Origin of the sequence: Stenotrophomonas sp. OVS01A (genome assembly GCF_019969775.1) — a bacterium.
Taxonomy (GTDB): Bacteria; Pseudomonadota; Gammaproteobacteria; order Xanthomonadales; family Xanthomonadaceae; genus Stenotrophomonas; species Stenotrophomonas indicatrix.
In genome coordinates, this window is sequence record NZ_JAHXYV010000002.1 from 342,509 (window position 1) to 368,127 (window position 25,619).

At 67.8% G+C, this 25,619-nt stretch carries 22 protein-coding genes; 6 read left to right on the forward strand and 16 right to left on the reverse strand.

Features of this window, described 5'->3' with window-relative positions; all coding sequences use genetic code 11:
• Positions 1-77: 77 nt before the first annotated feature.
• Positions 78-2,642: a bifunctional lysylphosphatidylglycerol flippase/synthetase MprF gene (gene mprF / locus LC407_RS10400; protein WP_032977132.1), complete on the reverse strand. Its 2,565-nt coding sequence runs from the start codon at positions 2,640-2,642 to the stop codon at positions 78-80.
• A gap of 192 nt (positions 2,643-2,834) precedes the next feature.
• Here mprF and LC407_RS10405 point away from each other — a divergent pair, with 192 nt between their 5' ends.
• Entirely contained in the window at positions 2,835-3,182 is a 348-nt protein-coding gene (locus tag LC407_RS10405; protein WP_025879081.1) for a RidA family protein, read from the forward strand.
• An 83-nt stretch (positions 3,183-3,265) separates the two neighbouring features.
• Here LC407_RS10405 and LC407_RS10410 read toward each other — a convergent pair whose 3' ends face one another.
• From LC407_RS10410 to LC407_RS10455, 10 genes are all read right to left on the reverse strand, one after another.
• On the reverse strand, positions 3,266-3,640 hold the full coding sequence (locus LC407_RS10410; RefSeq protein WP_223482785.1) for a hypothetical protein: 375 nt from the start codon (positions 3,638-3,640) through the stop codon (positions 3,266-3,268).
• 644 nt (positions 3,641-4,284) lie between these two features.
• Complete coding sequence (rnfB, locus tag LC407_RS10415) at positions 4,285-4,698, reverse strand: Rnf electron transport complex subunit RnfB (protein ID WP_223482786.1); 414 nt, start codon at positions 4,696-4,698, stop codon at positions 4,285-4,287.
• 24 nt (positions 4,699-4,722) lie between these two features.
• Positions 4,723-5,313: an HAD family hydrolase gene (locus LC407_RS10420; RefSeq protein ID WP_025879084.1), complete on the reverse strand. Its 591-nt coding sequence runs from the start codon at positions 5,311-5,313 to the stop codon at positions 4,723-4,725.
• A 76-nt stretch (positions 5,314-5,389) separates the two neighbouring features.
• On the reverse strand, positions 5,390-7,462 hold the full coding sequence (gene metG, locus LC407_RS10425) for a methionine--tRNA ligase (RefSeq protein ID WP_223482787.1): 2,073 nt from the start codon (positions 7,460-7,462) through the stop codon (positions 5,390-5,392).
• A 102-nt stretch (positions 7,463-7,564) separates the two neighbouring features.
• Positions 7,565-8,014: a DUF2147 domain-containing protein gene (locus LC407_RS10430; RefSeq protein WP_025879086.1), complete on the reverse strand. Its 450-nt coding sequence runs from the start codon at positions 8,012-8,014 to the stop codon at positions 7,565-7,567.
• Between the two features lie 362 nt (positions 8,015-8,376).
• Positions 8,377-8,781: a VOC family protein gene (locus tag LC407_RS10435; RefSeq protein ID WP_080148315.1), complete on the reverse strand. Its 405-nt coding sequence runs from the start codon at positions 8,779-8,781 to the stop codon at positions 8,377-8,379.
• Positions 8,778-9,848, reverse strand: coding sequence for a serine hydrolase domain-containing protein (locus tag LC407_RS10440; RefSeq protein ID WP_223482788.1), 1,071 nt, complete (start codon positions 9,846-9,848; stop codon positions 8,778-8,780). The genes LC407_RS10435 and LC407_RS10440 overlap by 4 nt, the downstream gene beginning before the upstream one ends.
• A gap of 16 nt (positions 9,849-9,864) precedes the next feature.
• A complete protein-coding gene (locus tag LC407_RS10445) occupies positions 9,865-11,808 on the reverse strand; it encodes a DUF885 family protein (RefSeq protein WP_223482789.1) in 1,944 nt (647 codons plus the stop codon).
• Positions 11,809-11,904: 96 nt separating this feature from the next.
• Complete coding sequence (locus tag LC407_RS10450; RefSeq protein WP_025879090.1) at positions 11,905-12,690, reverse strand: queuosine precursor transporter; 786 nt, start codon at positions 12,688-12,690, stop codon at positions 11,905-11,907.
• Positions 12,687-13,370, reverse strand: a complete 684-nt coding sequence (locus LC407_RS10455; protein WP_032975065.1) for a DUF502 domain-containing protein — start codon at positions 13,368-13,370, stop codon at positions 12,687-12,689. Before LC407_RS10455 ends, LC407_RS10450 begins: the two co-directional genes overlap by 4 nt.
• An 84-nt stretch (positions 13,371-13,454) precedes the next feature.
• Here LC407_RS10455 and LC407_RS10460 point away from each other — a divergent pair, with 84 nt between their 5' ends.
• The gene (locus LC407_RS10460) at positions 13,455-14,726 is read left to right on the forward strand and encodes a hypothetical protein (RefSeq protein ID WP_223482790.1); all 1,272 of its coding nucleotides are present in this window, start codon (positions 13,455-13,457) and stop codon (positions 14,724-14,726) included.
• A 7-nt stretch (positions 14,727-14,733) separates the two neighbouring features.
• Here the strand turns inward: LC407_RS10460 and LC407_RS10465 are convergent, their stop codons facing one another.
• From LC407_RS10465 to trxA, 5 genes are all read right to left on the reverse strand, one after another.
• Positions 14,734-15,453 carry a hypothetical protein gene (locus LC407_RS10465; protein ID WP_223482791.1) on the reverse strand — a complete coding sequence of 240 codons (720 nt, stop codon included), beginning with the start codon at positions 15,451-15,453 and terminating at the stop codon, positions 14,734-14,736.
• 53 nt (positions 15,454-15,506) lie between these two features.
• Positions 15,507-15,959 carry a DUF4442 domain-containing protein gene (locus tag LC407_RS10470; RefSeq protein ID WP_025879093.1) on the reverse strand — a complete coding sequence of 151 codons (453 nt, stop codon included), beginning with the start codon at positions 15,957-15,959 and terminating at the stop codon, positions 15,507-15,509.
• An 89-nt stretch (positions 15,960-16,048) separates the two neighbouring features.
• On the reverse strand, positions 16,049-17,683 hold the full coding sequence (locus tag LC407_RS10475; RefSeq protein WP_223482792.1) for a CHASE2 domain-containing protein: 1,635 nt from the start codon (positions 17,681-17,683) through the stop codon (positions 16,049-16,051).
• A complete protein-coding gene (locus LC407_RS10480; RefSeq protein WP_263292275.1) occupies positions 17,680-19,380 on the reverse strand; it encodes a FecR domain-containing protein in 1,701 nt (566 codons plus the stop codon). Before LC407_RS10480 ends, LC407_RS10475 begins: the two co-directional genes overlap by 4 nt.
• Before the next feature lie 107 nt (positions 19,381-19,487).
• On the reverse strand, positions 19,488-20,345 hold the full coding sequence (trxA, locus tag LC407_RS10485) for a thioredoxin (RefSeq protein ID WP_223482794.1): 858 nt from the start codon (positions 20,343-20,345) through the stop codon (positions 19,488-19,490).
• A gap of 153 nt (positions 20,346-20,498) precedes the next feature.
• Here trxA and LC407_RS10490 point away from each other — a divergent pair, with 153 nt between their 5' ends.
• From LC407_RS10490 to holA, 4 genes are all read left to right on the forward strand, one after another.
• Positions 20,499-21,107, forward strand: a complete 609-nt coding sequence (locus tag LC407_RS10490; protein WP_033831703.1) for a DUF998 domain-containing protein — start codon at positions 20,499-20,501, stop codon at positions 21,105-21,107.
• 105 nt (positions 21,108-21,212) lie between these two features.
• Positions 21,213-23,852, forward strand: a complete 2,640-nt coding sequence (gene leuS / locus LC407_RS10495; RefSeq protein ID WP_080148863.1) for a leucine--tRNA ligase — start codon at positions 21,213-21,215, stop codon at positions 23,850-23,852.
• A 139-nt stretch (positions 23,853-23,991) separates the two neighbouring features.
• Positions 23,992-24,567 (forward strand): LPS assembly lipoprotein LptE, encoded by a 576-nt coding sequence (lptE, locus tag LC407_RS10500; RefSeq protein ID WP_033831702.1) that lies wholly within the window; start codon positions 23,992-23,994, stop codon positions 24,565-24,567.
• A 12-nt stretch (positions 24,568-24,579) separates the two neighbouring features.
• Positions 24,580-25,617, forward strand: coding sequence for a DNA polymerase III subunit delta (holA, locus tag LC407_RS10505; RefSeq protein WP_088100589.1), 1,038 nt, complete (start codon positions 24,580-24,582; stop codon positions 25,615-25,617).
• Positions 25,618-25,619 lie beyond the last annotated feature (2 nt).

Below are 25,619 nucleotides of genomic sequence, written 5' to 3' on the forward strand. Positions count from 1 at the left end.
CCGCCGGGCATGGCCCGGCGCTACCCGCGCGGACGATCCATCAGGTAGCGCCGGGCCATGCCCGGCGGATCGGGGCGTCAGTTGCGTCGCGGGTCCAGCGAGATCAGCCGCGTGGCATCCAGCAGTGCAGCCGGCAGGTGCATGCCGCCGGGCGCGGCCAGGTAGCGCGGTCGCCACTGCGGATCGAACTTCGACTTGAACCTGCGCAGGCCGCTGAAGCCATAGAAGCGCTCGCCATGCCGTGCGAGCAGGCCGGCCAGGCGGTTCCAGCGACCGGCCAGACGGTGCTGGGCCAGGCCGGACAGCGGCGCCATGCCCAGCGAGAACCGTGCGTAGCCCTGCGCGCGGCCCCACAGGAACAGCTCGATGAACAGGAAATCCATCGTGCCCTTCGGTGCATCGCTGACATGACGCATCAGATCCACCGACAGTTCGGCGCCTGCCGGTGCCTGCCACAGGTTGGCAAAGGCCACGATCCGACCTTCAGCTTCGACCAGGGCGATCGGGAAACGCACGAGATAATCCGGGTCGTAGCTGCCCAGCGAGAAGCCCTTCTCGTCGCCTGACTTGTCCTCCAGCCAGGCGTTGGAAATCGCATGCAGGCGTGGCAGCAGGGCAGGGATCTCTTCCGCCGGTGCTACGCGGAAGGACAGCCCTCCGCGCTTGCCGCGGTTCCAGGCTTGCCGCAGGTCGGCACGCTCGCGGCCTTCCAGACCGAAGTCGTGCAGCGGCACCATGGCCTCTTCGCCCAGCTTGACCAGGCCCAGGCCGAGATCGAGATAGGTCTGCCAATACGCCTCACCCACCTGGTAGAACACCGGGCGCAGTCCGAGACGGTCGGCTTCTTCGCGGAAGCGCCAGATCAGTGCGCGCGCCACCTCCGGTGGCCCGACCGGATCGCCCATCGCGATCAGCGAGCCGCCGTAGCGCTGCATCATCACAAAGCCCTTGTGCTGCTCATCGCGCAGCACCGCCTTGTCGGCAGTCAGCACCAGGCAGGCCTGGGTGTCGGTGGCGCCGGCCAGCACCGGTGCCAGCGCCTGCAGGGTTGCGTCGTCGGCAGGCGGCAGCGGGCTGCGCGTGCTGTGCAGCAGCCGCGCCAGGCCGAACATCACCAGCGCCATCGCCACCAGCAGCAGTGCACGCAGCGCGCGCGGCGCATTGCCGGACACGGCGAACTGCCACCACAGCTCGTTCTGGTATTCGACGTGGCTGTAAGTGAAGAACAGCAGCCACGTCACCGCCACCAGCACCAGGCCGAGGTTGCGCAGCCATGGCCACGACCAGGCTTCGTCCAGCAGCGCGCCCTGGCGATAGAACTCGCGACGTGCTGCCCACAGCGCCATCGCCACCAGCAACGCCGACAAGGCGATCAGCGGTTGGCCACCGCGCAGCCAGATCGGCAGCGGCGCGATCACGCAGATCGCCATCGCCAGCATCCAGGCCGCGTGGCTGCGGCGGGCCAGGCCCTGGCCGATCAGCAGCAGGGCGACGCCGGCCAGGCTGCCGATCAGGTGCGAGGTTTCCAGGATGGGCAGCGAGGCATTGATCAGGTGCCGTCGCGGTGTGGGCAGGGTGCCGTCGATGACCAGCGCGGCACCGACACTGAAGGCGGCCAGCGCGATGATCTGCGGCAACCACGGACGCAGCGCGTACCAGCCGGCGCGGGTGGCACCTGCGCTGGCCTGCAGCGGCTGCCGCAGCGCGGGCGCCAGGGCCAGCACGGTGGCCAGCAGCAGCGGCAGCACGTAGTAGCTGACGCGGTAGATCAATGCCGCCGCCAGTACTGCAGCCGGCGCCACCTGCGGCAGCAGCTTCAGCAGGCTCCACTCGAACACGCCAAGGCCGGCCGGCACCGTCGACACCAGGCCGGCCAGCACGGCCACCAGATACAGGCCGACGAAACCGGGCAGGCCGGTCGGCGTGGAATCGGGCAGCAGCACATAGAACGCGGCACTGGCCAGGACCAGTTCAACCACGCTCAACACGGTGACCCCGAGCATGGTGCGCCGGTCGGGCAGCCACAGGCCATGGCCGAAGATGCGGAACTGGCGACCGTTGCGGCCGACCAGGACGAAGGTGGCCGCATAGGCGAGCAGCGCGACGATGCCGACCACGCGCACCGCGCCGGGGTCCAACGGCAGCGCAAGCGCGGCAGCGGCCGGCTCCATGCACAGCGCAACGCCGATCAGCAGCCACGCGCCGAAGATGAAGCCGAGCGTGCTCATCAGCACCACCTGGCCGATCTGCGCCAGGTCCAGGCCGGCGCTGCGGTAGCCGCGCAGGCGCACTGCGCCGCCGGTGAGGGCGGCAAAGCCCACGGTCTGGCCCAGAGTGTGGGCGAGGAAGGCGGTGATGCCGATCCGTGCTGGGTGCACGCGGATGCCACTGCGGCGCAGGCCGATCGCATCGAAGCCGATCAGGCAGGCGTAGCTGGCCAGGCCGAGCAGCACGGTCAGCGCGATCTGCGCAGCGCTGAGCTCGCGGAAGGCCTGGCGGATGGCGCGGTAGCCATGCTCGTCGAATTCGCCGGCCAGCCCGTGCAGGGCCAGCGCGAGGATCAGCAGCGGGACGACGATGGTGACGACCCGCTTCCAGGTCGGTGTGGAAGGGGAGGCAGTGGAATCGGTGGGTGCGGTCATCGGCGCAAGGGTGCGTCAGAAAGGGCGAGGGCGGTGTCAACGCAGGCGTGGCGCATCGTGCGCCTGTCCACGCCGTTTGACCAGCGCTGCCGCTGTGCTGGTGGTGGCGGTATCCAGTGGCCGCACCGGGCACACACTTCCAACGCCGGCTGGGTGAGAATGCAGTCCAGACCACCCGCAGGAGCCACGCCCATGATGGAGCGTTACGACGTCGGACCGCGCATGTCCGAGATGACCGTGTACAACAAGGTCGCCTACCTTTCCGGCCAGATTCCGGAAGACACCAGCCAGGACATCACCGGCCAGACCCGGCAGGTGCTGGCCGAGATCGACAAGCTGCTGGCGCTGGTGGCCAGTGACCGCCAGCACGTGCTGCGTGCGGAGATTTTCCTGGCCGACATGGCCGATTTCGAGGGCATGAACAAGGCGTGGGACGAGTGGGTGGTGGAGGGCGCGACCCCGGCCCGCGCCACGGTTGAAGCCAAGCTTGCGCACGCCGAATGGAAGGTCGAGATCATCGTTACGGCGGCAGTGCCGTAATGACCGGACAGGGGTCAGATCCCTTTTCCTCCGGCAAAGGGATCTGACCCCGTTCGCCGGGGAAGCTGACGCTGCAACATCCGTTACAGCTGCGGCTGCAGTCGTGTGCTTGCCTGCGTGCACAAGGCCAGGCAGGCCAGCATCAGGCCTTCCATGACCCGGTCGCCGACGTACTCCTCCGGCGCGCCGTTCTGCCGGGTGCGTTCGGCGGCCAGCAGGACCTCCTGCACTACGCGCAGCCCGGCCAGCGCGCAATCGGCATCGGCCAGCGCCATGCACCGGCTGGGAAATTGATGCCGCTCCGGCCACGGCTGACCGTCAGCGGCGGCGCCGGTACCGATGCGCCGCAGGGTCGCAACCAGCGTGGTGGGATCAAGCGCTGGCGACGGTTCCGTGTCCTCGTCGGCGTCTGCCGGGCCGAGGTAGGCGTGCAGATGGGGGAAATCCGATGCGTTCATGGCAAGGCTCCGTGCAGGACAGACGGTAGCCGCCACTCAAAGGTGGCGGACGGAGACGTGGCTCGAAAACCGGTGTCGAACGCTCCGGCTGGCCCGAAGGCCCCCACGCCCCGCCCGCCATGACCGGCAGACGGATTGCCAGCCGGCGCCACGCAAGGTGACGCCGGCTGGCAAGCGTAAACAACGTTCGACAAAACGGGTTTTCGAAGCCCGGCCACCTTTTTTCGGTGGCTCATCATCTGTAAACCTGCTGCTGCGCAATGCCAATCAGACGAGTTGCATTGCTCGCACCATCAAGACGCTTTCAGCATTTTTGCATGCTGTTAAGCCGCCTCGAACGCAGGTGGCGCCACGGTCGCGATAGACCGAGCAATCTGCGACATGCATCGTGATTCGATAGTCGCCAGCGTGCGCAGGCAAGGTCGATTGCGACGACGGTTCATGACATCGGACAGATAGTGCGGACCAAGGTCCGCACCCACCAACACCCCCGCCCACCCGCCCAGATCCTGAAACCCAGGCAGCCGACGCTCCCAGCTGTTGCCGTTGCCGTTGCCGTTGCCGTTGCCATTGCCGTTGCCGTTGCCGTTGCCGTTGCTGTTGCTCTCAGCGCAACGCGACGCCGCGGCGTCGCAAAAAAAAACCTACACCAACACCAGCTCGATGCAATCCACCGGGCACGGTGGAATACACAACTCGCACCCCGTGCACAGATCGGCAATCACCGTGTGCATGTACTTCGCCCCGCCGACGATCGCATCCACCGGGCACGCCTGTATGCACTTGGTGCAACCGATGCAGTCAGCCTCCACGATCAATGCCACCTGCGGCGGCTTGTGCTCGCCCCGGCTGCGATCGAACGGCCACGCCGGCACACCCAGCACCTGCGCCAACGCCCGCGCACCGGCATCGCCGCCGGGCGGACAACGATCCACGCCAGCCTCGCCACGTGCCATCGCCTGCGCATACGGGCGACAGCCGTCGTAACCGCATTGCCCGCATTGGGTCTGCGGCAGCAAGCGGTCCAGGCGTTCGGTCAGGGGCGGAATCAGGCTCATGCGTGGCGAAGGCTGCGCGTTGGGTTACTTCAGGGGTTTGCCGCGGTACCAGCGCTCGTGCGCCAGGGCCAGCATCGGGCGATCCTCCGCGCTGTCACCGTAGGCATGGATGCGTGTGTAACGTGACAGGTCGAACTGGCGGCGGATGTGCTCAACCTTGCGCGGACCACAATCGCCACCGGCGTAGCGGCCGGTCAGGCGTCCGCTTTCGCTTTCCAGCCGATTGCAGATCAGCTGCAGGCCCAGTTGTTCGCACCACGGCCGCAGGTACAGGTCCAGTGAACCGGACACCACCACCACGGTGTGCTGCTGCTCCTTGTGCCAACGGATCTGCTCCAGCATTTCCGGGCGCACGACATCGGGCAGGAACTCGCGGGAGAAGCCCGCAGCCAGCGTCTCGATGTCATCGGCGTGGCGCTCGCTGAAGGTCAACCGGGTCACCCGTGCGCGGATGCGCTCGGCGGAGATCAGTTTCAGCTTGTAGGCCAGCAGCCACGGGCCGACTTTCCACCAGGCCTGTGCCAGCTGTTCGGCGGTGGCGACCCGGCGCAGGAAGCGGCCATAGGTGTCGCAGGTGGTGACAGTGTGGTCGAAGTCGAACAGCGCCAGTTCCAACGCAGCATCTCCCATCACGGTACCTCCCTTCGCGGTGCTCATGACCGGGCGCGGCCAGGGCCGCGCCCGTACTGCATCAACGAACCGGCATGCCCGGCTGCGCGCCGCTGTCGGCGTCCAGCAGCGCCAGCGCGCCGCCATCGAAACCGGCCGACAGGATCATGCCTTCGCTCAGGCCGAAGCGCATCTTGCGCGGTGCCAGGTTGGCGATGAACACCACGCTGCGGCCGACCAGCGCTTCCGGCTCGCCGTAGCTGGCGCGGATGCCGGAGAAGATCTGGCGCTTGCCGAGGTCGCCGGCATCCAGTTCGAAACGCAGCAGCTTGTCCGAGCCTTCCACGAACTCGCACACCAGCACCTTGCCGATGCGCAGGTCGAGCTTGGCGAAGTCGTCGATGCCGATGTAGGCCGGCGCGTCGGCGCTCTTTGCTTCGTCCTTGGCCACCACCGGCGCGGCGGGCTTGCTTGCTTCAACCTTGGCAGCGGGGGCGGCGGCGGTCAGGGTGTCCTTGGAGGCGTCGATCATGGCGTCAATCTTCTTCGGGTCGATACGGGTGAACAGCGGGGTGTAGTCGGTGATGCGGTGGCCCAGCAGCGGCTGCGCCAGCTCGGTCCAGTCATTCACCGGCGCGGCCAGGAAGGCCTCGGCCTGCGCTGCGGTGGCCGGCAGCACCGGCTTCAGGGCGGTGACCAGTACGCGGAACAGGTTCAGGCCCTGGCTGCAGACCGCCTGCAGCTGCGCGTCGGCGCCTTCCTGCTTGGCGATCACCCATGGCTTGACGTCGTCGATGTAGCGGTTGGCTTCATCGGCCAGGGTCATGGTCAGGCGGATCGCCGCGGCCGGGTCGTTGCGCTCGTACGCCTCACGGATCGGCGCCAGGCCATCGACGAAGCGCTGGTACTGCGCCGCGTCGGGCAGCTGCGCGGCCAACTGGCCATCGAAGCGCTTGCTGATGAAACCGGCGCAGCGGCTGGCGAGGTTGACGAACTTGCCGACCAGATCGGCGTTTACGCGCGCGATGAAGTCGCCCAGGTTCAGGTCGAGGTCGTCGACGCCACCACCGGACTTGGCAGCGAAGTAGTAACGCAGTGCCTCCGGCTCCAGGCCGGCATCGAGGAACGTACGCGCCATCACGAAGGTGCCGCGCGACTTGCTCATCTTCGCGCCATCGACGGTCAGGTAGCCGTTGACGTGCAGGCGGGTCGGCGCGCGGTGGCCGGTGCCGTGCAGCACCGCCGGCCAGAACAGGCCATGGAAATTGACGATGTCCTTGCCGAGAAAATGATGCAGCTCGGTGCTGGTGCCAGCGCGCAGGTGCGCTTCGAAGTCCTCGCCGATCCTGCTGCACAGGGTCTGGAAGCTGGACAGGTAGCCGATCGGCGCGTCCAGCCAGACGTAGAAGTACTTGCCCGGCTGGCCGGGAATCTCGAAACCGAAGTACGGCGCATCGCGCGAGATGTCCCACGCACGCAGGCCGCCTTCGGCGTTGAGCCATTCACCCAGCTTGGCCTTCACGCCCGGCAGGGCGACATCGCCGGCCAGCCAGTCGCGCAGGAAGCCGTCGAAGTGGCCGACCTCGAAGAAGAAGTGCTCCGAATCGCGCATTTCCGGGGTGGCCCCGGAGATCACCGAGCGCGGCTCCTTCAGGTCGGTCGGCGCATAGGTGGCGCCGCAGACCTCGCAGTTGTCGCCGTACTGGTCGGCGCTGCCGCAGTTCGGGCAGATGCCCTTGACGTAGCGGTCGGGCAGGAACATGCCCTTGGCCGGGTCGTAGAACTGCGCCACCGAACGGCGGCTGATGTGGCCGGCCGCTTCCAGCTTCAGGTAGAACGCTTCGGTCAGCGCCTTGTTGGCGGCGGAATTGGTCGAGTCGTAATGGTCGAAGGCGACGCCGAAAGCGGCGAAATCGCGCTCGTGGCTGGCCTGGATGTTGGCGATGAAGGTTTCCGGGGTGACCCCGGCCTTTTCCGCAGCCAGCATGATCGGCGTGCCGTGGGTGTCGTCGGCGCACACGAACCAGGCCTTGCCGCCACTCATTCGACGCGCCCGCACCCAGATGTCAGCCTGGATGTAGCCGACCAGGTGGCCCAGGTGCAGCGGGCCGTTGGCGTAGGGCAGGGCGGTGGTGACGAGCGCGGTACGGGTCATGGTCACGGGGTGCAGCCAGGGGGAACCGGGGATTATCGCATGCCCGCAACGCGGTGACCCGGCCGGAGCCGGGTCACCAGGGCATTGCCGGGGCCGTGACGCTTACTCGCGGACCCAGGTCTGCGCGCGGCAGATGAAGGCGATGCAGCCGGACACGTCCAGCTTGCCGCCACCCGGCTGCAGCTCGATCTTCGAGCGATAGGTCTTGCCGTTGGCCGGGTCGAGGATGGTGCCACCGGACCACTTGCTGGTGGTGCCCTTGTCCTGGCTCAGGTTCCAGAGAATGGTCATGCCCTTCACCGGCTTGTTCTTGTTGGCGCCCTCGCAACCATCGCAGACCGGGTTCGGGCCCTTGTCCGAGTGCAGGATCTCGACCACCTTGCCGGACAGCGTGCCGTTGGCGGCCTGGCTGATCTCGACGATCGACTTCACCTTGCCGGTCTTGTCGTCGATGGTCTTCCAGCGGCCGGCGGCACTGTCGGCGGCCTGCGCGGAAAGCGCGGCCAGGCACAGCGGCAGCGCCAGCAGCAGGGTCTTGAAGGTCTTGCGCATGGTCCCCTCCCAGGGTTCATTCCGGCACGATGCCGGTACGGGTCGACTGTATACCCATTCGGCGGGGTATGGGGAAGGGGGGCTTTGGCCGGGTTGCGCCCGGCACCCGCAACGGCAACGGCAACAGCGTGCATTCCGTGGAATGGCGGGGTGGGTCCGGTTGCGGGGGACGCCGTAAACCCGTCCTTGGGGGCTTGGCCGCGGCATCCATGCCGCGGACACCCCCGCAACCGGACCCACCCCGCCTTCGACAGGTTTCCGCGATCGGTTGGAATGGCATTGCCTGCTCTTGGTGGGTGTCGACCTTGGTCGACACGCAGATCCATGCCATGCGTGGATGAATTTCCGCGATTGAAAATCGCTCAACCGATCTCGTACAGCTCCAGCGGTAGGTCGTCGGGGTCGGCGAAGAAGGTGAAGCGGCGGCCGGTGTATTCGTCCACGCGGATCGGTTCGCATTCCACGCCGTGGCGGGCCAGGCGTTCGATGAAGGGTTCCAGCGCGGCTACCCGGAACGCGAGATGGCGCAGGCCCTGGGCTTCGGGGCGGCTGGGCCGTGCGGGGGGCGAGGGGAAGGAGAACAGCTCCAGCTGGCCGCCATCGGGCAGGGCCAGGTCCAGTTTCCACGAGTCGCGTGCCGCGCGGTGGTTCTCGGCCAGTATGCGCAGGCCCAGCACGCGCACGTAGAAGTCTTTCGAGCGGGCGTAGTCGCTGCAGATCAGTGCGGCATGGTGGATGCCCAGCAGGCCGGTGGTCGTGGTGGTCATTGCAGGGTGTCCAGCCAGCGCTGGGCGATCTTCAGCGCCAGCGGATAGGGTTCGGGTGCGTTGCGGTTGCTCAGCACGATGATTGTCAGGTGCTTGTCCGGGTAGCGCAGGATCACGTTGCGGAAGCCGATGCTCTCGCCGCTGTGCCAGTGCATGCGGCCGTTCAGGCGCCAGCCGAAGCCGTAGTGCGGTACGTCCGCTTCGGTGGTGGCGGTGGCCGGGCTGAACATGGCCTTGCGTGATGCGGCCGACAGCAGGCGGTCGTCGTACAAGGCCGCGTCCCAGCGGGCGAGGTCGTCCAGCGAGGAGTAGATGCCACCATCGCCGAGCACGGCGCTGGTGGTGCTCTGGTCGGTACGCTGCCAACGTCCGTCAACTTCGCTGTAGCCATAGGCACGCTGCGCGACCTGGTCGACCCCGTCCTGGTGGGCGACGGTGTGCGCCATGCCCAGCGGCCTGAAAATGCGCTGCTGCAGGAAGCTGGCAAAGTCGCTGCCGGCGGCGCGGCCGACGATCAGCGCCAGCAGTGCGTAGCCGCTGTTGCTGTAGCGGTACTGGCTGCCGGGTGCGAAGGCGAGTCGATCTTTGCGGGCCAACAGCGCCAGCACATCGGTGTCGTGCACCTGCCGGGTGTCGGCAGGGTCCATCAGGTCTTCGTAGTCCAGTAGACCGCTGGTGTGCGACAGCAACTGGCGCAGGGTGATGCCGGCAGCGGCGGGCGGCAGCTCCGGCAGCCAGCGCCGCGCGGGCTGGTCCAGCGCCAGACGGCCGTCCTCGACCAGCAACAGCACCGCCGCAGCGGTGAACTGCTTGCTGACCGAGGCCAGGCGGAAGTTGCTGGCCGGCGTGACTGGGCTGCCATCTTCAACCACGGCCAGGCCGTAGCCGCGACGGAACACCGGCTGCCCGTCGTGCAGCACCAGCACCGCTGCGCCCGGCACCTGGCCGTCGTAGGCCTGCATCAGTCCATCGATGCCTGCATCCGGAGGTGCCAGCGGTGCCGCTGCCAACGCTATCGACGGCAGCAGAGCGAGAACCGTGGCACACAGCAGGGCGGCAGGACGCATGGCAGCTCCGTGGCGGTCAGGGCGCGGGCGCAGGCGTTGCAGCGGCCGGCTGCGCCAGCCAGCGTTCGATCTTGTGGTCCAGTACATCCAGCGGCATCGAACCGTCCTTCAGCACTTCGGCATGGAAGCGGCGCAGGTCGAACGCAGCGCCCTGGCGTGCCTTGGCCTTGTCGCGCAGGGCGATGATCGTGGTCAGGCCGGCGACGTTGGACAGCGCCTGGCCAGGCTGGGCCATGATCCGTTCCACTTCCGCGTTGGCATCGTCAGCGCTCATGTCCACGGTTTTCTGCAGATAGGTCACGGCCTGCTGCTTGCTCCAGCCCTGCGCATGCACGCCGGTATCGGCGACCACGCGCGCGGCGCGCAGCAGGCGCGAATACAGATAGCCGATGCGGTCGTACGGATCGGTGTACGCGCCGAGCTCATCGCCCAGGGTTTCCGCGTACAGGCCCCAGCCTTCGACGAAGGCGAGGTCACCGCCGAGGCGGCGGAAGCGCGGCAGCTTGGTCAGTTCCTGCTGCAGGCCCAGCTGCACATGGTGGCCGGGAATGGCTTCGTGCAGGTACTGCACCGGCACGTTCCAGCGCTTGCGGCTGGGCAGGTCGCGGGTGTTGACGAACAGCACGCCAGGTTGTCCCGTCGGCGACGGCTGGTAGGAGGCTGCGGCGGCGGTCATGGCACGCTCCGGTTCCACTGCACGGATCTGCAGCGGCGCCTTCGGCAGGGTGTCCAGTACCTGCGGCAGGCGTGCATCGACCTGCTGCTGCACCTGCCGGTAACGGTTGAGCAGCGCGTTGGCATCGCTGTACTGGAACTGGCGGTCGTTGCGCATGCTGCGCAGCAGCTTGGCCTGCGAACTGCGCAGCTTGCCGTCGCGCATCACCGTGGTGATCTGCGCCTGCAGCTCCTGCACACGCTGCTCGCCCAGCGCATGCAGCTGCGCGGCGGTCTGCTGGCTGGCGGTGGTCTGCACGATCAGGTTGGCGTACCAGGCCTGGCCGTCGGGAAGTGCGCCAAGGCCGCTGCTGCTGCGCGTGGCAGGCAGGTATTCGGTGGCGATGAAGCCACGCAGGGCGCGGTAGGCCGGCATGATGCGCAGTTCGATCATGCGCTTGTACTCGGCGCTGATGCGCGCCTTGTCTTCGGCGGAGATGGACTCGGGCATGGTCCGGATCGGCGACCAGAAGATGCTCTCTTCGGCGGTCGGCTTGATCACCGCGTCCAGCTGCGGCAGTACCTTTTCCATCAGGTCGCGCGGCTGCACCACGCCGGCCTTCATGCCCTGGCGCATGTTGTCGATGGCCTGCTCGAACAGGTCGGGGATGCCCAGCGAGCGTCGCGACCAGGTGTCGTAGTCCTTGGCCGTATTGAACGGCTGTGCGCCAGCACCGGCGCCGAGGATGGCCATGATGCTGCCGACGTTGTAGTACTGGCTGATCGGCATCATCCAGCTCGGATAGCGTTCGGCGGCCAGCGAAGCGCGGGCATCACGCACGAAGATCTCGTAGCTGAGCAGGTCCTGCCCCTGCAGGCCGTCGCTGCCGATCTTCTCGACCTTGCCCAGCCATTCGGTGGTGAAGTCGTGCGATTGCTGGCGCCACGCGGCAGAAAGGATGTTGGGCAGCTGGTCGTTGTAGCGCGGCTCGCCCTGGAAGGTGGCCTGCAGCGGGTTCAACCGCATGGAGGCATCCCAGTATTCGTCGTACAGCCGCTCCAGCTGCACCTGCTTGGGCACCGCACGGGCAGGGGCGACCGGGCGCGGCGCGGCGCGGCGCGCCGAACTGCCGCGGGCGGGCGTGGTGGCACGTGTGCCGGCGCGGGCCTTCGGCTTGGCCGCCTGGCGGGTCTGCGCGGCGGCGGGGCGGCTGCCCTTCTTCTTCGCTGCTTCGGCCGGCGGAACGGCGCTGAACAGGAACAACGCGGCGATGGCGGCGGCCAGGACGCGGGGGGAATACGGCATCAAGAAGCTTCCGTGGAACACAGACCGTGGAGCTTGCACGATCCGCGCGCGTACGGCCAGCGTGGGGGCGCAGTCAGCTTGCGTGTCGCTGGGGCTTCAGTCAGCCGCGGCCGCAGCGCGCAGGTCGGCGGCGCGGTGTTCGCCCAGATAGCGGGTGATTGCACGCCGCATCAGGTACAGCAACGGAATCAGGGCGATCGCAAAGCCCATCTTGTAGACGTAGTTGACGCTGCTCACTGCCAGGAACAGCGATGTCGGCCAGTGCTGCGGGCCGAGCACGAAGGCGATCCAGATCACCACGAAGCTGTCCACCAGCTGCGAGACCGCAGTGGAACCCGTGGCACGCAGCCATACATGGCGCTCGCCGGTTGCCTGGCGGATGCGGTGGAACACCGCCACGTCGATCAACTGGCCGAACAGGAACGCCACCAGCGAACCGGCGATGGTCCACATGCCCTGTCCGAACACCGCCGCGAACGCGGCCTGGTAATCGGGCACGCCGTGGGCATCCATCGAGGTTACCCACCAGCTGGCCGGTGCCAGCGAGATCGCCGCGAAGGCGAACAGGAAACCGTAGGCGATCAGCACCACCGCCAGCCACGAGATGAAACGCACCCCGCGCTTGCCGAAGAATTCGTTGATGGTGTCGGTCATGATGAACACCACCGGCCACAGCAGCGTGCCAGCGGTGAAGCTCAACGAGCCGGTCTGTCCGAACAGGTTCCAGTTCAGCGGGTCGATGCCGAGGGTGTCTTCCAGGGCGAAGATCTTCACCCCGATCAGTTCGGCCAGCACCGCGTTGCCGCAGAAGAACGCAGCCAGCACGATGAACAGCAGGACCGCGCGGTCCTGCAGCGGGCGCGCGTGCGACGCCTCGCTCATTCGGAACGATCGCCGGCGCGGGTGAACGGAACGCTGGCTGGTGCCACTGCACCGCCGGAAATGATGAAGCTCATCGCCTGGTCCACCGTCCAGTCGGTCGGGGTGAGCAGTTCGACAGGCACGATCTCCAGATAGCCGGAGGTCGGGTTCGGCGTGGTCGGCACATAGACGGCCGCCAGTTCGCGGTCGGTGCCCTGTTCCTTGATGACCCGGGTGACCAGGCCCACCGACTTCATGTCGCGGTGCGGGAAGTCGATCAACACCACGCGCTGGGTACTGCCCGGTTCGGTCTGCAGCATGTCCAGCAGCTTCTTGGCGCTGTCATAGATGATGCTGGCCAGCGGAATGCGCTTGATGACCGCGCCGACCCAGCGCAGCAGGCGCTGGCCGACCACGCGGCGGCTGGCCACGCCCACCGCCAGGATCACCAGCAGGGTGGCCAGCAGGGCAATGGTGTTCTGGATCCATTCGGCGCGGACCCAGCCGAGGTAATGCGGGAAGCTGGTCGCGATCTGTTCGGACAGCGGCACCACCAGCGGGCTGGAGATGCCCGACAGCAGCACGAACACGAATTTGACCACCACCCAGGTCAGCCAGATCGGCAACAGGGTCAGCAGGCCGGTCAGGAACAGGCGCTGCAGGGAGGGACGGGGAACCAGGGCGGGGGCATCGAGCGACATGCGCGCATTGTAGCGGTCGCGGCCGCTCGTTTACGCTGCCCGTTGGCGGCGCTGGCCATGCAGGGAAGGGATGCTGTGTTGAGGATGCTGCGGTGGTTGGGTTGGGCAATGCTGGGTCTGCTGGTGATCGCCATCGCGGCATGGCTGCTGTCGAGGTTCTGGCCGTTGTCGGCCGCCCAGCGGGAGGATGTCCGCGTGCTTGAAGCCGCGCATCGCAGCGAGGGCAGGAACGGCTTCGCCCTGCTGTGGACGCTGCCCTTCGATGGGCTGGACCTGGCCCAGCGTGAGGCGGCATTGGCCGAAGATCTGCAGCGCTGGCAGACGGCGCCCACGCACGCGTCGCAAGCGTCGGTGCTGGCCGCCAGGCACGCGCCGTTGAATCCGGGCCGCTCAGGTCGTTGTGCAGTCGGGCCGGTCGGCTGCCTGGCACAGGTACGCGCTGATCCGCAGCGCTTCGCTGACGCCCACGCCGGGCATGCCGGCCTGCATGAGCGACTGGCCCGGATGGCGGACTATGATCGCTTCGATTCCCCGTTCAGGCCCAGCGGAAGCGAGCTGCTGCCTCTGCCGGCCTACGCGCCGCTGCTGGATGGGGCAAGTGCGCAGGCACTGGCCTATCTGCAGGGCGATGTTGCCGGTGCCATCGAGGGCAGCTGCAGCGCGGTGCGGTTTGGTCGGCGGATGATGCGGACCGGCAGTACGCTGGTGGACAGCATGATGGGAGCCGCCGTGGTGCGGACCCATGCCGCACTGCTTGGCGAGATGCTGGTCGAGCAATCGCCGGATTACGCGCTGCCCGTCCCCTGCGAGGCGGCGCTGCAGCCACTGGACGCGAACGAACAGAGCCTGTGCCAGGCAATGCAGGGCGAATTTGCGATGAACAAGGCGGCGGTGGAAGCGTCCACGCAGACAGCAGGCAGCCGTCTGCTGCTGGATCGCGACCACACCCTGGCCCGGATCGCCGGCAATTTCGGCTGGGCATGCCGGCCTGCTGCCGCCACGGAGCTGGCGGCCGACGTCCCGCTCCCTGTGTCGCCACCACTCGGATGGGATGTGCGCTGCATGGCCAATCCGCTGGGATGCACGTTGAGCGCCATCGCCGGGCCGCACTATGCGCCGTACGCGGCGCGCAGCCAGGATACGGCGGCGATGATCCGCCTGCTCGGCGCGCAGCGCTGGCTGCGGCAGCAGCCCGGGCCCGCCGACGAGGCGCTGGCGCGGTTGCCGGCGCAATGGCGTTCGCACGCCCGCACGCCCGAGGTATCTGCCGATGGCCGCTACCTGCAGGTGCTGCGGCGCGGACCTGCGCGCGAAGGCGAAGGCCCGCATCTGTCGATGCCGTTGCGGGCGGATTGACCCGCGCTCAGCCGCCGTCGCCGAGCGGATTGAACGCCCAGCCATCACCGACGCTGTCCAGCGTCCAGGGCTTGCGGTCACGCAGGGTCTGCCAGCGCACCTGTTCCTTGTCGTCCTGCATGCTGCCTTCGGTCAGCTTCACCTTGCCAGTGGAGTAGTTCACGCTGAGGCCCTCGGTCTGCCCGGAATTGCGCATCATCGTGTCGCGGTCGTAGCCGATCAGCGCGAAATCGCCTTCCTGCCAGCGGAACGTGAACGTGGTGGTGCCCATCGACCAGCTGCCCGCGCTGGAGAACGAGTACAACCCAACCCGCAGTGCGCCGCGCTGGATCGACACGCCGGTGCCTTCGGCCAGCGCATCGCTGAGCACGGGCGAGTCCGGCCGTGGAATGAGCGTGTGGTTCTGCGCGGCCAGCACGTAACCGGACGGTCGCGCGAAGGCGATGGCGAGGATGCGCGGGTTGCTGTCATACGGCGAAGGGCCAAACCCATCGTGCTCGATGATGTTGCGCGGGTCCTGCTGGCGCAGCACCAGCGCGAGGTCTGCGCGCCCGTCCTGGTCGAGGTCGCCTTCGATCCTGTATTCCAGCGTCCAGCCGGCAGGTACGAAACCCTCGGCCGTGGCGGCGTGCGCGGGCACGGCGGGATAGCGCACCGGCGGCACGTCCAGTGCAGTGGCGGCGAAGGGCAGGGCGGTCAGTGCCGCAGCAAGGAAGAAAAGGCGCATTGCAGCCTCCATGGCAGGGCTGCAGAGGATAGCCGGGCGTCGGCCGGCCCGCTTTACCGTGCGTGTGGCTTCAGGCGCACATAGACCTGCTTGCGTACCTGCGCGACCACCTCGCCAGCTTCGTCGACCACGTCGTTGCTGAACCAGCGCAGCACCTTTTCGCCACCGGCCGCCGCCGTGCGCAGTTCATCCAGCAGTGCATCGTCGATGCGGAAAGACGTGCGCACCGTTCCACGACCGGGCTTGAGGAAATCGATCGCACCGGCGCGATCCCAGACGTAATAGTCGCGGCCCAGGGTGTGCATCAGGCCCAGCATCCAGAACGGATCGGTCATCGCAAACAGGCTGCCACCGAAGTGGGTGCCGACGTAGTTGCGGTTCCAGGGGCGCAGGCGCAGTTCCACGTCGATCTGCCGGTAGTCCGGGGTGATCCGGGCGACATGGATGCCGGTGAACAGGAATGGTGGCCACAGGTTGATGCCGAAGCGGAACGTGCTGGCTTTCATGCGGGAACCGGGCAGGGGACGGGGCGCCCAGTCTAACCATTCGCATGCGTATGTTGTAGCCCGCAGCGCCCCGACAGGCCTGCCGGGCGTTACGGTCCGGGCGTGCCGCCGTCGATCACGTAGCCGTCGCGGCCATTGTCCTTGGCCCGGTACAGCGCGTTGTCGGCGCCTTCGACGAAATGATGCGGTTGCAGGTCGCCGTCAGGCACACGGGTGTAGACGCCGATGGTCAGGGTGACGCCTGTGTCGCTGCCATCGCCGGGCGGCGGCAGGGCGCGGATGCAGGAGATCAGGTCTTCGATCACCTGCCGCGCGCCTTCAACCGGGGTGTCGGGCAACACCAGTGCGAACTCGTCGCCGCCGTAGCGGGCAGCCATGTCACGGGGGCGCCGGGCATGCGCCTGGATCAGGCGGGCCACTTCGCACAGCACGCGATCGCCGACCTGGTGGCCATGGCGATCGTTGTGGTGCTTGAAGTGGTCGACGTCGATCAGGGCCAGGGTCAGTGGCTTGCCACTGCGGCGTGCCGCATCGCATTCCTGTTGCAGCGACTGTTCGAAGCGCAGGCGGTTGCCCAGTCCGGTCAGCGCATCACGGTTGGCCTGGCGGTGCCAGGAGGCGATGCGCCAGGTCGCCCACGCCGTCAGCACGAGCACGACGCCGAGCAGAGCGCTGGCCGGCGCCCACCAGAGGCTGCCGGTGCGCAGCAGCAGCCAGCTCAGCAGCGGCGCGGCCGGCAGCGAGCACAGCGCAACCACCCAGGGCAGGCGCAGCCCCAGCAGCAGCACGCACATGGCCACCAGCAGGCCGGCCAGGGCGTCCTGCCAGGCGCGGGGCAACACGTTGATCTGCTTGTCCTGCAGCAGCATCGAGGCGATGTTGGCCTGGTACTCGCTGCCGCTCATCCAGTATTCGCGAGTGGTGGGGGTCAACAGGCGGGTGGCGATGCCGCTGGCCGTCATGCCCACCACGATGCGCCTGCCACGCAGCATCGAGGCATCCACGCGCCCTTCCAGGACATCGGCGTAGGACACCTGCGGCAAGCGTTCCGGTGGCCCGGCATAACGCACGCGCACGTAATCATTGCGGCGCCATTGATAGGGCGAGTCCAGCGCCGGGTCGGGGTCGGGCAGGCCCTGTGCGCGTTGCGGTGGCAGTCCGGTCAACGCCAGGCCGAGTGCCGGCCAGTGTGCCTGGCCGATGCCCGCATGCAGGTAGACCCCGCGGGCGACACCATCGCCGTCGACCTCAACGTCACTGTGGCCGAGGGCGGCGGCGCTGGCGGCAATCAGCGGGATCGGCAGCATTTCCTCGGCCATGCGGTCGCCAGCGGCAGGCGCGGCCAGCACCGGCAGCACCACGTGGCCGTTGCGACGGATCGCCGCTGCCAGCTCGGCATCCTGGCGCGCATCGCGACGATCGGGCTCGGACAGCATGAGGTCCAGCGCGACGCGCTCGGCACCGGCGTCGGTCAAGCGGTCCAGCAGGCGGGCATGCATCGAGCGCGGCCACGGCCACTGGCCCAGCTGCTGCAGGCTGCCTTCGTCGATGGCCACGATCAGCACGCTGGGGTCGGGGCGGTAATCCCAGCTGCCGACCATCAGGTCGTACGCGCTTTCGTCCTGCCGCCACAGCCACTGGCCATGGCTGACCACCGCCGTCGCTACACCCGCCAGCAGGGCCAGCAGGATCCGTCGCGACCACGGCAGCGGCGAGCGCCTCACAGCAACAGCCACAGCAGCAGGGCACCACCGCTGGCGCCGTAGCACAGGCGACACGGCAGCTTGACCTGCTGGGCGGGCGAGAACGGGCCAGCATGGCCGTCGTCATCGATGTACTGCACGCGGATGTGCAGCGTGCCGTGCCACGGGCGCTTGAAACTGACCTGCGGTTGGTCGACGGTGGTATCGAGCAGCGGCGCGCTGAAGTCGCCGCGGCGATCGACCTGCACGCGGTAGCGCTGCCCTTCGCTTCCCGCCTGCCAGCGCAGGGTCAGCTCGCCATCGACGGCTTCGGGCGGCTGCAGTGCCGGGTCCACCGGTTCATCGGTCAGTTGCAGCGTCAGTGCCTGGCCGTAGCGACCCTGGTGGCCCTGGTCATCACGCGAAGCGACCCGCCAGTAGTACTGGCCGGGAGGCAGCGGCTGGCCCAGGCGCAGGTCGGTGCCGCCGGTGCTCTGCTCGCGCAGCGGCTGCAGGAACTGCGGCTCGTCGGCCACCTGCAGCACGCTGCTGCTGGCACCGGGCGCCTGGCTCCAGTGGAAGCGGGGACGGTCGCTGTTGACCGCCTGTCCCTGCAGCGGGGAAATGGTCAGCGGCGGTGGCGGCTGGTCGTCGAGGACGAAATCCTCGCTGGCATCCAGGCCTTCCACACCCTGTGCATCCACTGCGCGCAGCAGCAGGCGCAGCGTTCCTGGCGGCAGCTCGCCGATCACCAGCCGGGTGTCGGCGGTGTCGGCGGCAAACAACAGGATTTCCGGGGTGGCGGCCTGCACCACTTCAACCCGGTAGTGATCGGCGCCGGCCACCCGCTCCCACGCGAGCTGGGCTGGCAGGGCTCCCAGGCGGGTCGCATCGGCACGCAGGCGCGGTGCCGGCAGCAAACCGGAAACCGCTTCGGGCGCCGTTCCGCTGCCCGCGCTGCGGCTGGCCTGGCCGGGGTGCACCAGGCGCTGGCCATGCGGGTTGCCGACCTGCACCTTGCCCTCCAGTACCTCGGTGGCACCGGCATGGGCATCATCGCCGGCACTGACCCGGAACACGGTGCCGCGCACGCTGCTGGTGGCCGTGGGGGCATCGATGATGTAGCGCGAGGCCGGCCCGCGCGCAGGGGTTACCCGGTTGCTGGCGCGCCCCTGCTGCAGGCGCAGGCGGGTATCGACCATGCCGGTGCGGCCATAGCGGCTGAGCTGGTCCAGGCGCAGGCGTGAGTATTCGCGCAGCTGCAAGCGCGACGCATCGGCGAACTCAAGGGTGATGCTGGAATCGGCCTTGGTCTGGATCGCGTCACCGATGTGCAGCTGTTCGCCTGCGCGCACGGCGCGGCTGCTGCTGCCATCGGCCGCGCTCAGTTCAACCTGCCCACGCACGGCCAGTACCCGCGCCGGGGCGGGCTCAACGCGCAGCCAGCCGATCGGGAAGCGCAGCAGTTCACCCGGCGGCAGCCGGTACGGGTTGTCGATGCGGTTGTGCTGCTGCAGCTGCTGCCAGCCGATGCTGGGCTTGAGGTAGGCCGCGCCGAGATCCCACAGGGTATCGCCGGGGCGGACCCGGTAGTTCCAGTCCTGCGCGCCGGCGAGCGCCGGCCACAGGCAGAGGGCACACAGCAGTGTGTGCAGGAAATACTTGATGAAAGACGACGAGCGGCCAACGGTCACGGATAGCTGTCCCGGCAAAGCGGGGGCGCAGCAGCAAGACCCCATGGCCCCGACCTCATCCCCCCGAACGGATCGTGGCGACCCTGGGGGCCACCATCGCGGGCATTATTGCCCGCGTTCAGTGCAGGGATTCTGAACGATGCCGGTGCCGTTCAGAACAGCAGGGAGGCCATCCGGCGCCGCGAACGGCCGACCAGGTCTTCATCGGCGATGACGTTGAACGCATCGATCAGGGCCTTGCGCGGCAGTCCTTCCTGGAAACTGCGGTCGATCCGCAGCATCTGCAGGAACTGTTCCAGCGCAGCTTCGTCCTCGCCGGCCAGCAGCAGCTGCACACCCCGCAGGTGGCGTGCCTGCAGATCCTTGCCGTCGGCGGCGATGCGCGCATCCAGCTCCTCGGCGGGCGGGGCATCCTTCAGCGCGGCGGCGAAGGAGAGCCGGGCGCGGCCACGCACGGCGCGGTCGTCGGTGGCCAGGTTGGCGGGCAGGGCATCAATCAGGGTGCCGGCCTCGTCCACGCCGCCGACCTGCAGCAGGGCCAGGGCCAGGTCGAGCTTCAGCTCATCCTTGTCCGGCTCGGCGGCGATCTGCGCGCGCAGCACGTCCACCTGCGCCTGCGGGTCCAGCGGCGCTTCGTCTTCGGCGATGGTGTCGCCGACGTCAGCCGGCACAACGCCGTGCTGGGCCAGGAATTCACGCAGCTGGCCTTCCGGCAGGGCGCCGGGGAAGCCGTCCACCAGCTGTCCACCCTTGACCAGGAACACGGTGGGCACCGAACGGATCTGGAAGGCCGCCGCGATCTGCTGTTCCTTGTCCACGTCGACCTTGGCCAGCTCGAACGCGCCGTTGTATTCGCCGGCCAGCTTCTCCAGCATCGGGCCGAGGGTCTTGCACGGCTCGCACCAGGTCGCCCAGAAATCCACCAGGACCGGCGTCTGCAGCGACTTCTGCAGCACTTCCGCCTCGAAGGTGGCAGTGGTGGCATCGAATACGTAGGTCGTCTCGGTCATGGGGCATCGTTCGGCATCTGGAGACCGATTCTATGGTGACGAACCTTGCCGGTCTCAACCCTGCGGTCACGCCCACCATGAAATCGCGGACGGCTTGGCGCAGGTGCCAGCTGCCGTGACAATGGCCTGATGTTCTCCTGAAGAGTGGCTGCAATGTCCGTGGTTCGGCTGGATCGTTGGGTAGGCATGCTCGCCGCAGCCCTGTTCGTGCTGTCGGTGGCCGGCTTCGGTGCGGCCCTGCCGGACTATTCGCAGGCGATGCATCCGGTGACCTGGCTGGGCGCGCACGGCATCCCCCATGCGCTGGGCTTCAACCTGCTGGGCCTGGTGCTGCCGGGTGCACTGGCGGTGGTCGTGGCCGAGCGCCTGCGCCGGCAGCTGCCGGTGGACGCCGCCTGGACGGCACGCGTGGGCAGCCAGATGCTGCTGCTGGCCGGTCTCGCCTTCATCGCGATGGGCCTGCTGCCGCTGGATTTCGAAGACCAGATGGGCATGCAGGGCCCTGCCAGCAAGCTGCACGCCAGCGTGTGGATGGTCTGGGCACTGGCCTTTGTCGCCGGCAGCGTGATGCTGGGCGCGGCGCGGCTGCGGCATTCCGGCGGGCGCAGGCTGGGCCTGCTGACGCTGGCCTGCGGAATCGGTGCCGGTCTGCTGGCGTTCGGCCTGCCGGGGGTACTGCCGGCGGCGCTGGCGCAGCGGTTGGCCTTTGCCTGCTGGGCGCTCTGGCTGGCCCTGGCCCTGCCTCTGTCGCGCGGGCGCTGAGACGCTTCCCGCAGCCACGCCGCGCGCCGGTCCGGCAGGCAGGATTGGAGCCATTTGCCGCACTGCGGTACGCTGTACCGCTTTGCCGCCGCAACCGCGTGTTACATGACCAGCGTCGAACCCAACGTTTACGATCCGCAGCAGGTTGAATCCGCCGCCCAGCAGTACTGGGATGCTACCCGTGCCTTCGAGGTCGATGAAGCCTCGGACAAGCCGAAGTACTACTGCCTGTCGATGCTTCCGTATCCGTCCGGTGCGCTGCACATGGGCCACGTGCGCAACTACACGATCGGCGACGTGATCAGCCGCTACAAGCGCATGACCGGTCACAACGTCCTGCAGCCGATGGGCTGGGACGCGTTCGGCCTGCCAGCGGAAAACGCCGCGATCAAGAACAAGACCGCGCCGGCCGCCTGGACCTACAAGAACATCGACCACATGCGCAGCCAGCTGAAGTCGCTGGGCTATGCCATCGACTGGTCGCGCGAGTTCGCCACCTGCCGCCCGGACTATTACGTCCACGAACAGCGCATGTTCACCCGCCTGATGCGCAAGGGCCTGGCCTACCGCCGCAACGCGGTGGTGAACTGGGACCCGGTCGACCAGACCGTGCTGGCCAACGAACAGGTCATCGACGGCCGTGGCTGGCGCTCCGGCGCGTTGGTGGAAAAGCGTGAGATCCCGCAGTGGTTCCTGCGCATCACCGACTACGCCCAGGAACTGCTGGACGGCCTGGATGAACTGGACGGCTGGCCGGACTCGGTCAAGACCATGCAGCGCAACTGGATCGGTCGTTCCGAAGGCCTGGAAATCCAGTTCGATGTGCGCGACGTCGATGGCGCCGCACTGGATCCGCTGCGCGTGTTCACCACCCGCCCGGATACTGTGATGGGCGTGACCTTCGTGTCGATCGCCGGCGAACACCCGCTGGCGCTGCATGCCGCGAAGAACAATCCGGAACTGGCTGCGCTGCTGTCGGAAATGAAGCAGGGCGGCGTGTCCGAGGCCGAGCTGGAGACCCAGGAAAAGCGCGGCATGGATACCGGCCTGCGCGCCGTGCATCCGGTTACTGGTGCCCAGGTGCCGGTTTGGGTCGCCAACTTCGTGCTGATGGGCTATGGCACCGGCGCGGTGATGGCTGTACCGGGCCACGACCAGCGCGACAATGAATTCGCCAACAAGTACAACCTGCCGATCCGCCAGGTCATCGCGCTGAAGTCGCTGCGCAAGGACGAGGGCGCCTACGACGCGACGCGCTGGCAGGACTGGTACGGCGACAAGACCCGCGAGACCGAACTGGTCAACTCCGACGAGTTCGACGGCCTGGACTTCCAGGGCGCCTTCGAGGCGCTGGCCGAGCGTTTCGAGCGCAAGGCCCAGGGCCAGCGCCGGGTGAACTACCGTCTGCGCGACTGGGGCGTGAGCCGCCAGCGCTACTGGGGTTGCCCGATCCCGGTGATCTACTGCGACAAGTGTGGCGCAGTGCCGGTGCCGGAAGACCAGTTGCCGGTGGTGCTGCCTGAAGACGTCAACTTCGTCGGCACCGGTTCGCCGATCAAGGCCGATCCGGAATGGCGCAAGACCACCTGCCCGGACTGCGGCGGCGCGGCCGAGCGTGAGACCGACACCTTCGACACCTTCATGGAGTCGAGCTGGTACTACGCCCGCTACACCTCGCCGGGCGCCCGCGATGCGGTCGACAAGCGTGGCAACTACTGGCTGCCGGTGGACCAGTACATCGGTGGCATCGAGCACGCGATCCTGCACCTGATGTATTTCCGCTTCTACCACAAGCTGCTGCGCGACGCGCGGATGGTGGACAGCAACGAGCCGGCGCGGAACCTGCTGTGCCAGGGCATGGTGATCGCCGAGACCTACTACCGCCCGAACCCGGACGGCTCGAAGGACTGGATCAACCCGGCCGATGTGGAAGTGCAGCGCGACGAGCGCGGCCGCATCACCGGCGCCACCCTGATCGCCGATGGTCAGCCGGTGGTGGTCGGTGGTACCGAGAAGATGTCCAAGTCGAAGAACAACGGCGTGGACCCGCAGGCGATGGTCGGCAAGTACGGTGCCGACACCGTGCGCCTGTTCTCGATGTTCGCGGCACCGCCGGAACAGTCGCTGGAATGGAACGAAGCCGGCGTGGACGGCATGGCCCGTTTCCTGCGCCGCCTGTGGGCACAGGTGCAGAAGCACGCTGCCGACGGTGCCGCACCGGCGCTCGACGCGGCTGCACTGGATGCCAGCCAGAAGGCCCTGCGCCGCAAGACCCACGAGACCATCGGCAAGGTCGGTGACGACTACGGCCGCCGCCACAGCTTCAACACCGCCATTGCCGCGGTGATGGAGCTGATGAACGCGCTGGCCAAGTTCGAGGACGGCAGCGAGCAGGGGCGCGCCGTGCGCCAGGAAGCGCTGCAGGCCATCGTGCTGCTGCTCAACCCGATCACCCCGCACGCCAGCCACGCCCTGTGGCAGGTGCTGGGCCATGGCGAAACGCTGCTGGAAGACCAGCCGTTCCCGCAGGCCGACAGCAGTGCGCTGGTTCGCGACGCGCTGACCCTGGCCGTGCAGGTCAATGGCAAGTTGCGCGGCACGATCGAGGTCGCCGCCGATGCCGCGCGCGAACAGGTTGAAGCGCTGGCGCTGGCCGAGCCGAACGCGGCCAAGTTCCTGGAAGGCCTGACGGTGCGCAAGATCATCATCGTCCCCGGCAAGATCGTGAACATCGTCGCTGCCTGATGTACCTGGCACCGGCCGCCATCGTGGCGGTCGGTGCGTTGTCGCCACGCCGGGCACGCCCGGCCGATGGCCCTGCGTTCACGCGGCCTCGGGCACCCTGTCTGTTGCCGTGATCGCCCGGCTCCGCCAGACTGTCTCCATGACCCGAATCCTGCTTGCCCTCGTTCTCGTCCTCGGCCTCGCCGGCTGCGGTTTCCACCTGCGCAACAAGCTGATGCTGCCGACCGACACGGCGCCGGTGAAGGTGGTCTCCACCGCGCCCTACAGCGAGCTGGTCAAGCTGTTGAACCGCAGCCTGCTGGCATCCGGTGCGCGCTTGGCCGATGAGGACAGCGAGGGCCCCAATGCCCAGCTGCAGGTGCTGTCCGAACGCTGGGGCGACCTGCCCATCGCGATCGACTCGCAGGGCCGCGCGCAGGAATACAGCCTGCGCTATGCGGTGATCTTCATCTTCCGCCGCGAAGACGGCAGCGAACTGGTGCCGCAGCAGGTGATCGAACTGTCGCGCGACTACGTGTCGCCGCCGACCGACGCCACCGGTACCACCACCGAACGCGAGATCCTGGCCGATGAACTGCGCCGGGAAATGTCGGCCTCGATCATCCGCCGCATCGACAGCGTGGTCCGCGCCGAACTGGAAAAGGGCGGCAGCCTGTCGGCGCCGAAGCCGGTCGAGCACGATCCGGTTGAGCCCGCACCCGCCGTCCAGCACTGAGCCGGGCGCCTGATGGAACTGCGACCGGAACAGCTGGCCGGGCAGGGTGCTGACACGGCGCTGGCGCCGGTCTACCTGATCGCCGGTCCGGAAACGCTGCGTGTGCTGGAGGCAGCTGATGCCGTGCGTGCCCGTGCACGTGCGGCCGGCATCGACGAGCGCGAAGTGTTCGATGCCGATGGCCGTGATTTCGACTGGAACCAGCTCGACGCCAGCTTCAATGCCCCCAGCCTGTTCAGTGCCCGCCGCCTGGTGGAAGTGCGCCTGCCCAGCGGCAAGCCGGGCAAGGACGGCGGTGAGGTGATCAGCCGGTTCTGCGCCAACCCGGCGCCGGACGTGATCCTGATGATCACCGCCAACGAATGGAGCAAGGCCCACCAGGGCAAATGGGCTGAGGCGGTGAACCGCGTCGGCGTGCTGTCGGTGGCCTGGGCCATCAAGCCGCATGAGCTGTCGGACTGGATCGAACGGCGCCTGCGCAGCAGGGGCCTGCGCGCCGAACCGGCGGCCGTGCAGCGCTTGGCCGAACGCGTGGAAGGCAACCTGCTGGCGGCTGCGCAGGAGATCGACAAGCTCGTATTGCTGGCCGACGGCCAGACCCTGGACGTGGAACGGATGGAATCGCTGGTGGCCGATGCTGCCCGCTACGACGTGTTCCGACTGGTGGAAGCCGCCTTCTCCGGCCAGCCCCAGGCGGTACTGAGGATGCTGGCCGGGTTGCGCGGCGAAGGCGAGGCCGTGGCCGCGCTGATGCCGATCGTGATCCGCGAGCTGTTGGCCGGTGCCGGCCTGGCACGGGTACAGGCACGTGGCGGCAATCTGGCGGCGGAGATGAAATCCCGGGGTATCTGGGAATCGCGGCAGGCGCCCTACAAGCGCGCGCTGCAGCGGCACCCGGAAGGCAAGCGCTGGGAGCGTTTCGTGGCCGAAGCAGGGCTGGTTGACCGCATCGCCAAGGGCCGCGCAGACGGCGATGCCTGGCTTGCACTTGAGCGCCTGCTGGTGGCGGTGGCCGAAGCACGTGCGGTGCGGCTGCTCGCCCGGGCCTGATC

Bases quoted from the DNA above. Each gene is read 5' to 3' on its own strand.
- LC407_RS10410 (WP_223482785.1), bottom strand. From the start codon at position 3,640: ATGAACGCATCGGATTTCCCCCATCTGCACGCCTACCTCGGCCCGGCA.
- LC407_RS10440 (WP_223482788.1), bottom strand. From the start codon at position 9,848: ATGCGTCCTGCCGCCCTGCTGTGTGCCACGGTTCTCGCTCTGCTGCCG.
- LC407_RS10445 (WP_223482789.1), bottom strand. From the start codon at position 11,808: ATGCCGTATTCCCCCCGCGTCCTGGCCGCCGCCATCGCCGCGTTGTTC.
- LC407_RS10435 (WP_080148315.1), bottom strand. From the start codon at position 8,781: ATGACCACCACGACCACCGGCCTGCTGGGCATCCACCATGCCGCACTG.
- mprF (WP_032977132.1), bottom strand. From the start codon at position 2,642: ATGACCGCACCCACCGATTCCACTGCCTCCCCTTCCACACCGACCTGG.
- LC407_RS10470 (WP_025879093.1), bottom strand. From the start codon at position 15,959: ATGAAAGCCAGCACGTTCCGCTTCGGCATCAACCTGTGGCCACCATTC.
- LC407_RS10465 (WP_223482791.1), bottom strand. From the start codon at position 15,453: ATGCGCCTTTTCTTCCTTGCTGCGGCACTGACCGCCCTGCCCTTCGCC.
- LC407_RS10490 (WP_033831703.1), top strand. From the start codon at position 20,499: ATGTCCGTGGTTCGGCTGGATCGTTGGGTAGGCATGCTCGCCGCAGCC.
- leuS (WP_080148863.1), top strand. From the start codon at position 21,213: ATGACCAGCGTCGAACCCAACGTTTACGATCCGCAGCAGGTTGAATCC.
- holA (WP_088100589.1), top strand. From the start codon at position 24,580: ATGGAACTGCGACCGGAACAGCTGGCCGGGCAGGGTGCTGACACGGCG.
- metG (WP_223482787.1), bottom strand. From the start codon at position 7,462: ATGACCCGTACCGCGCTCGTCACCACCGCCCTGCCCTACGCCAACGGC.
- trxA (WP_223482794.1), bottom strand. From the start codon at position 20,345: ATGACCGAGACGACCTACGTATTCGATGCCACCACTGCCACCTTCGAG.
- LC407_RS10460 (WP_223482790.1), top strand. From the start codon at position 13,455: ATGCTGCGGTGGTTGGGTTGGGCAATGCTGGGTCTGCTGGTGATCGCC.
- LC407_RS10455 (WP_032975065.1), bottom strand. From the start codon at position 13,370: ATGTCGCTCGATGCCCCCGCCCTGGTTCCCCGTCCCTCCCTGCAGCGC.
- LC407_RS10405 (WP_025879081.1), top strand. From the start codon at position 2,835: ATGATGGAGCGTTACGACGTCGGACCGCGCATGTCCGAGATGACCGTG.
- rnfB (WP_223482786.1), bottom strand. From the start codon at position 4,698: ATGAGCCTGATTCCGCCCCTGACCGAACGCCTGGACCGCTTGCTGCCG.
- LC407_RS10480 (WP_263292275.1), bottom strand. From the start codon at position 19,380: ATGGGGTCTTGCTGCTGCGCCCCCGCTTTGCCGGGACAGCTATCCGTG.
- LC407_RS10450 (WP_025879090.1), bottom strand. From the start codon at position 12,690: ATGAGCGAGGCGTCGCACGCGCGCCCGCTGCAGGACCGCGCGGTCCTG.
- LC407_RS10430 (WP_025879086.1), bottom strand. From the start codon at position 8,014: ATGCGCAAGACCTTCAAGACCCTGCTGCTGGCGCTGCCGCTGTGCCTG.
- lptE (WP_033831702.1), top strand. From the start codon at position 23,992: ATGACCCGAATCCTGCTTGCCCTCGTTCTCGTCCTCGGCCTCGCCGGC.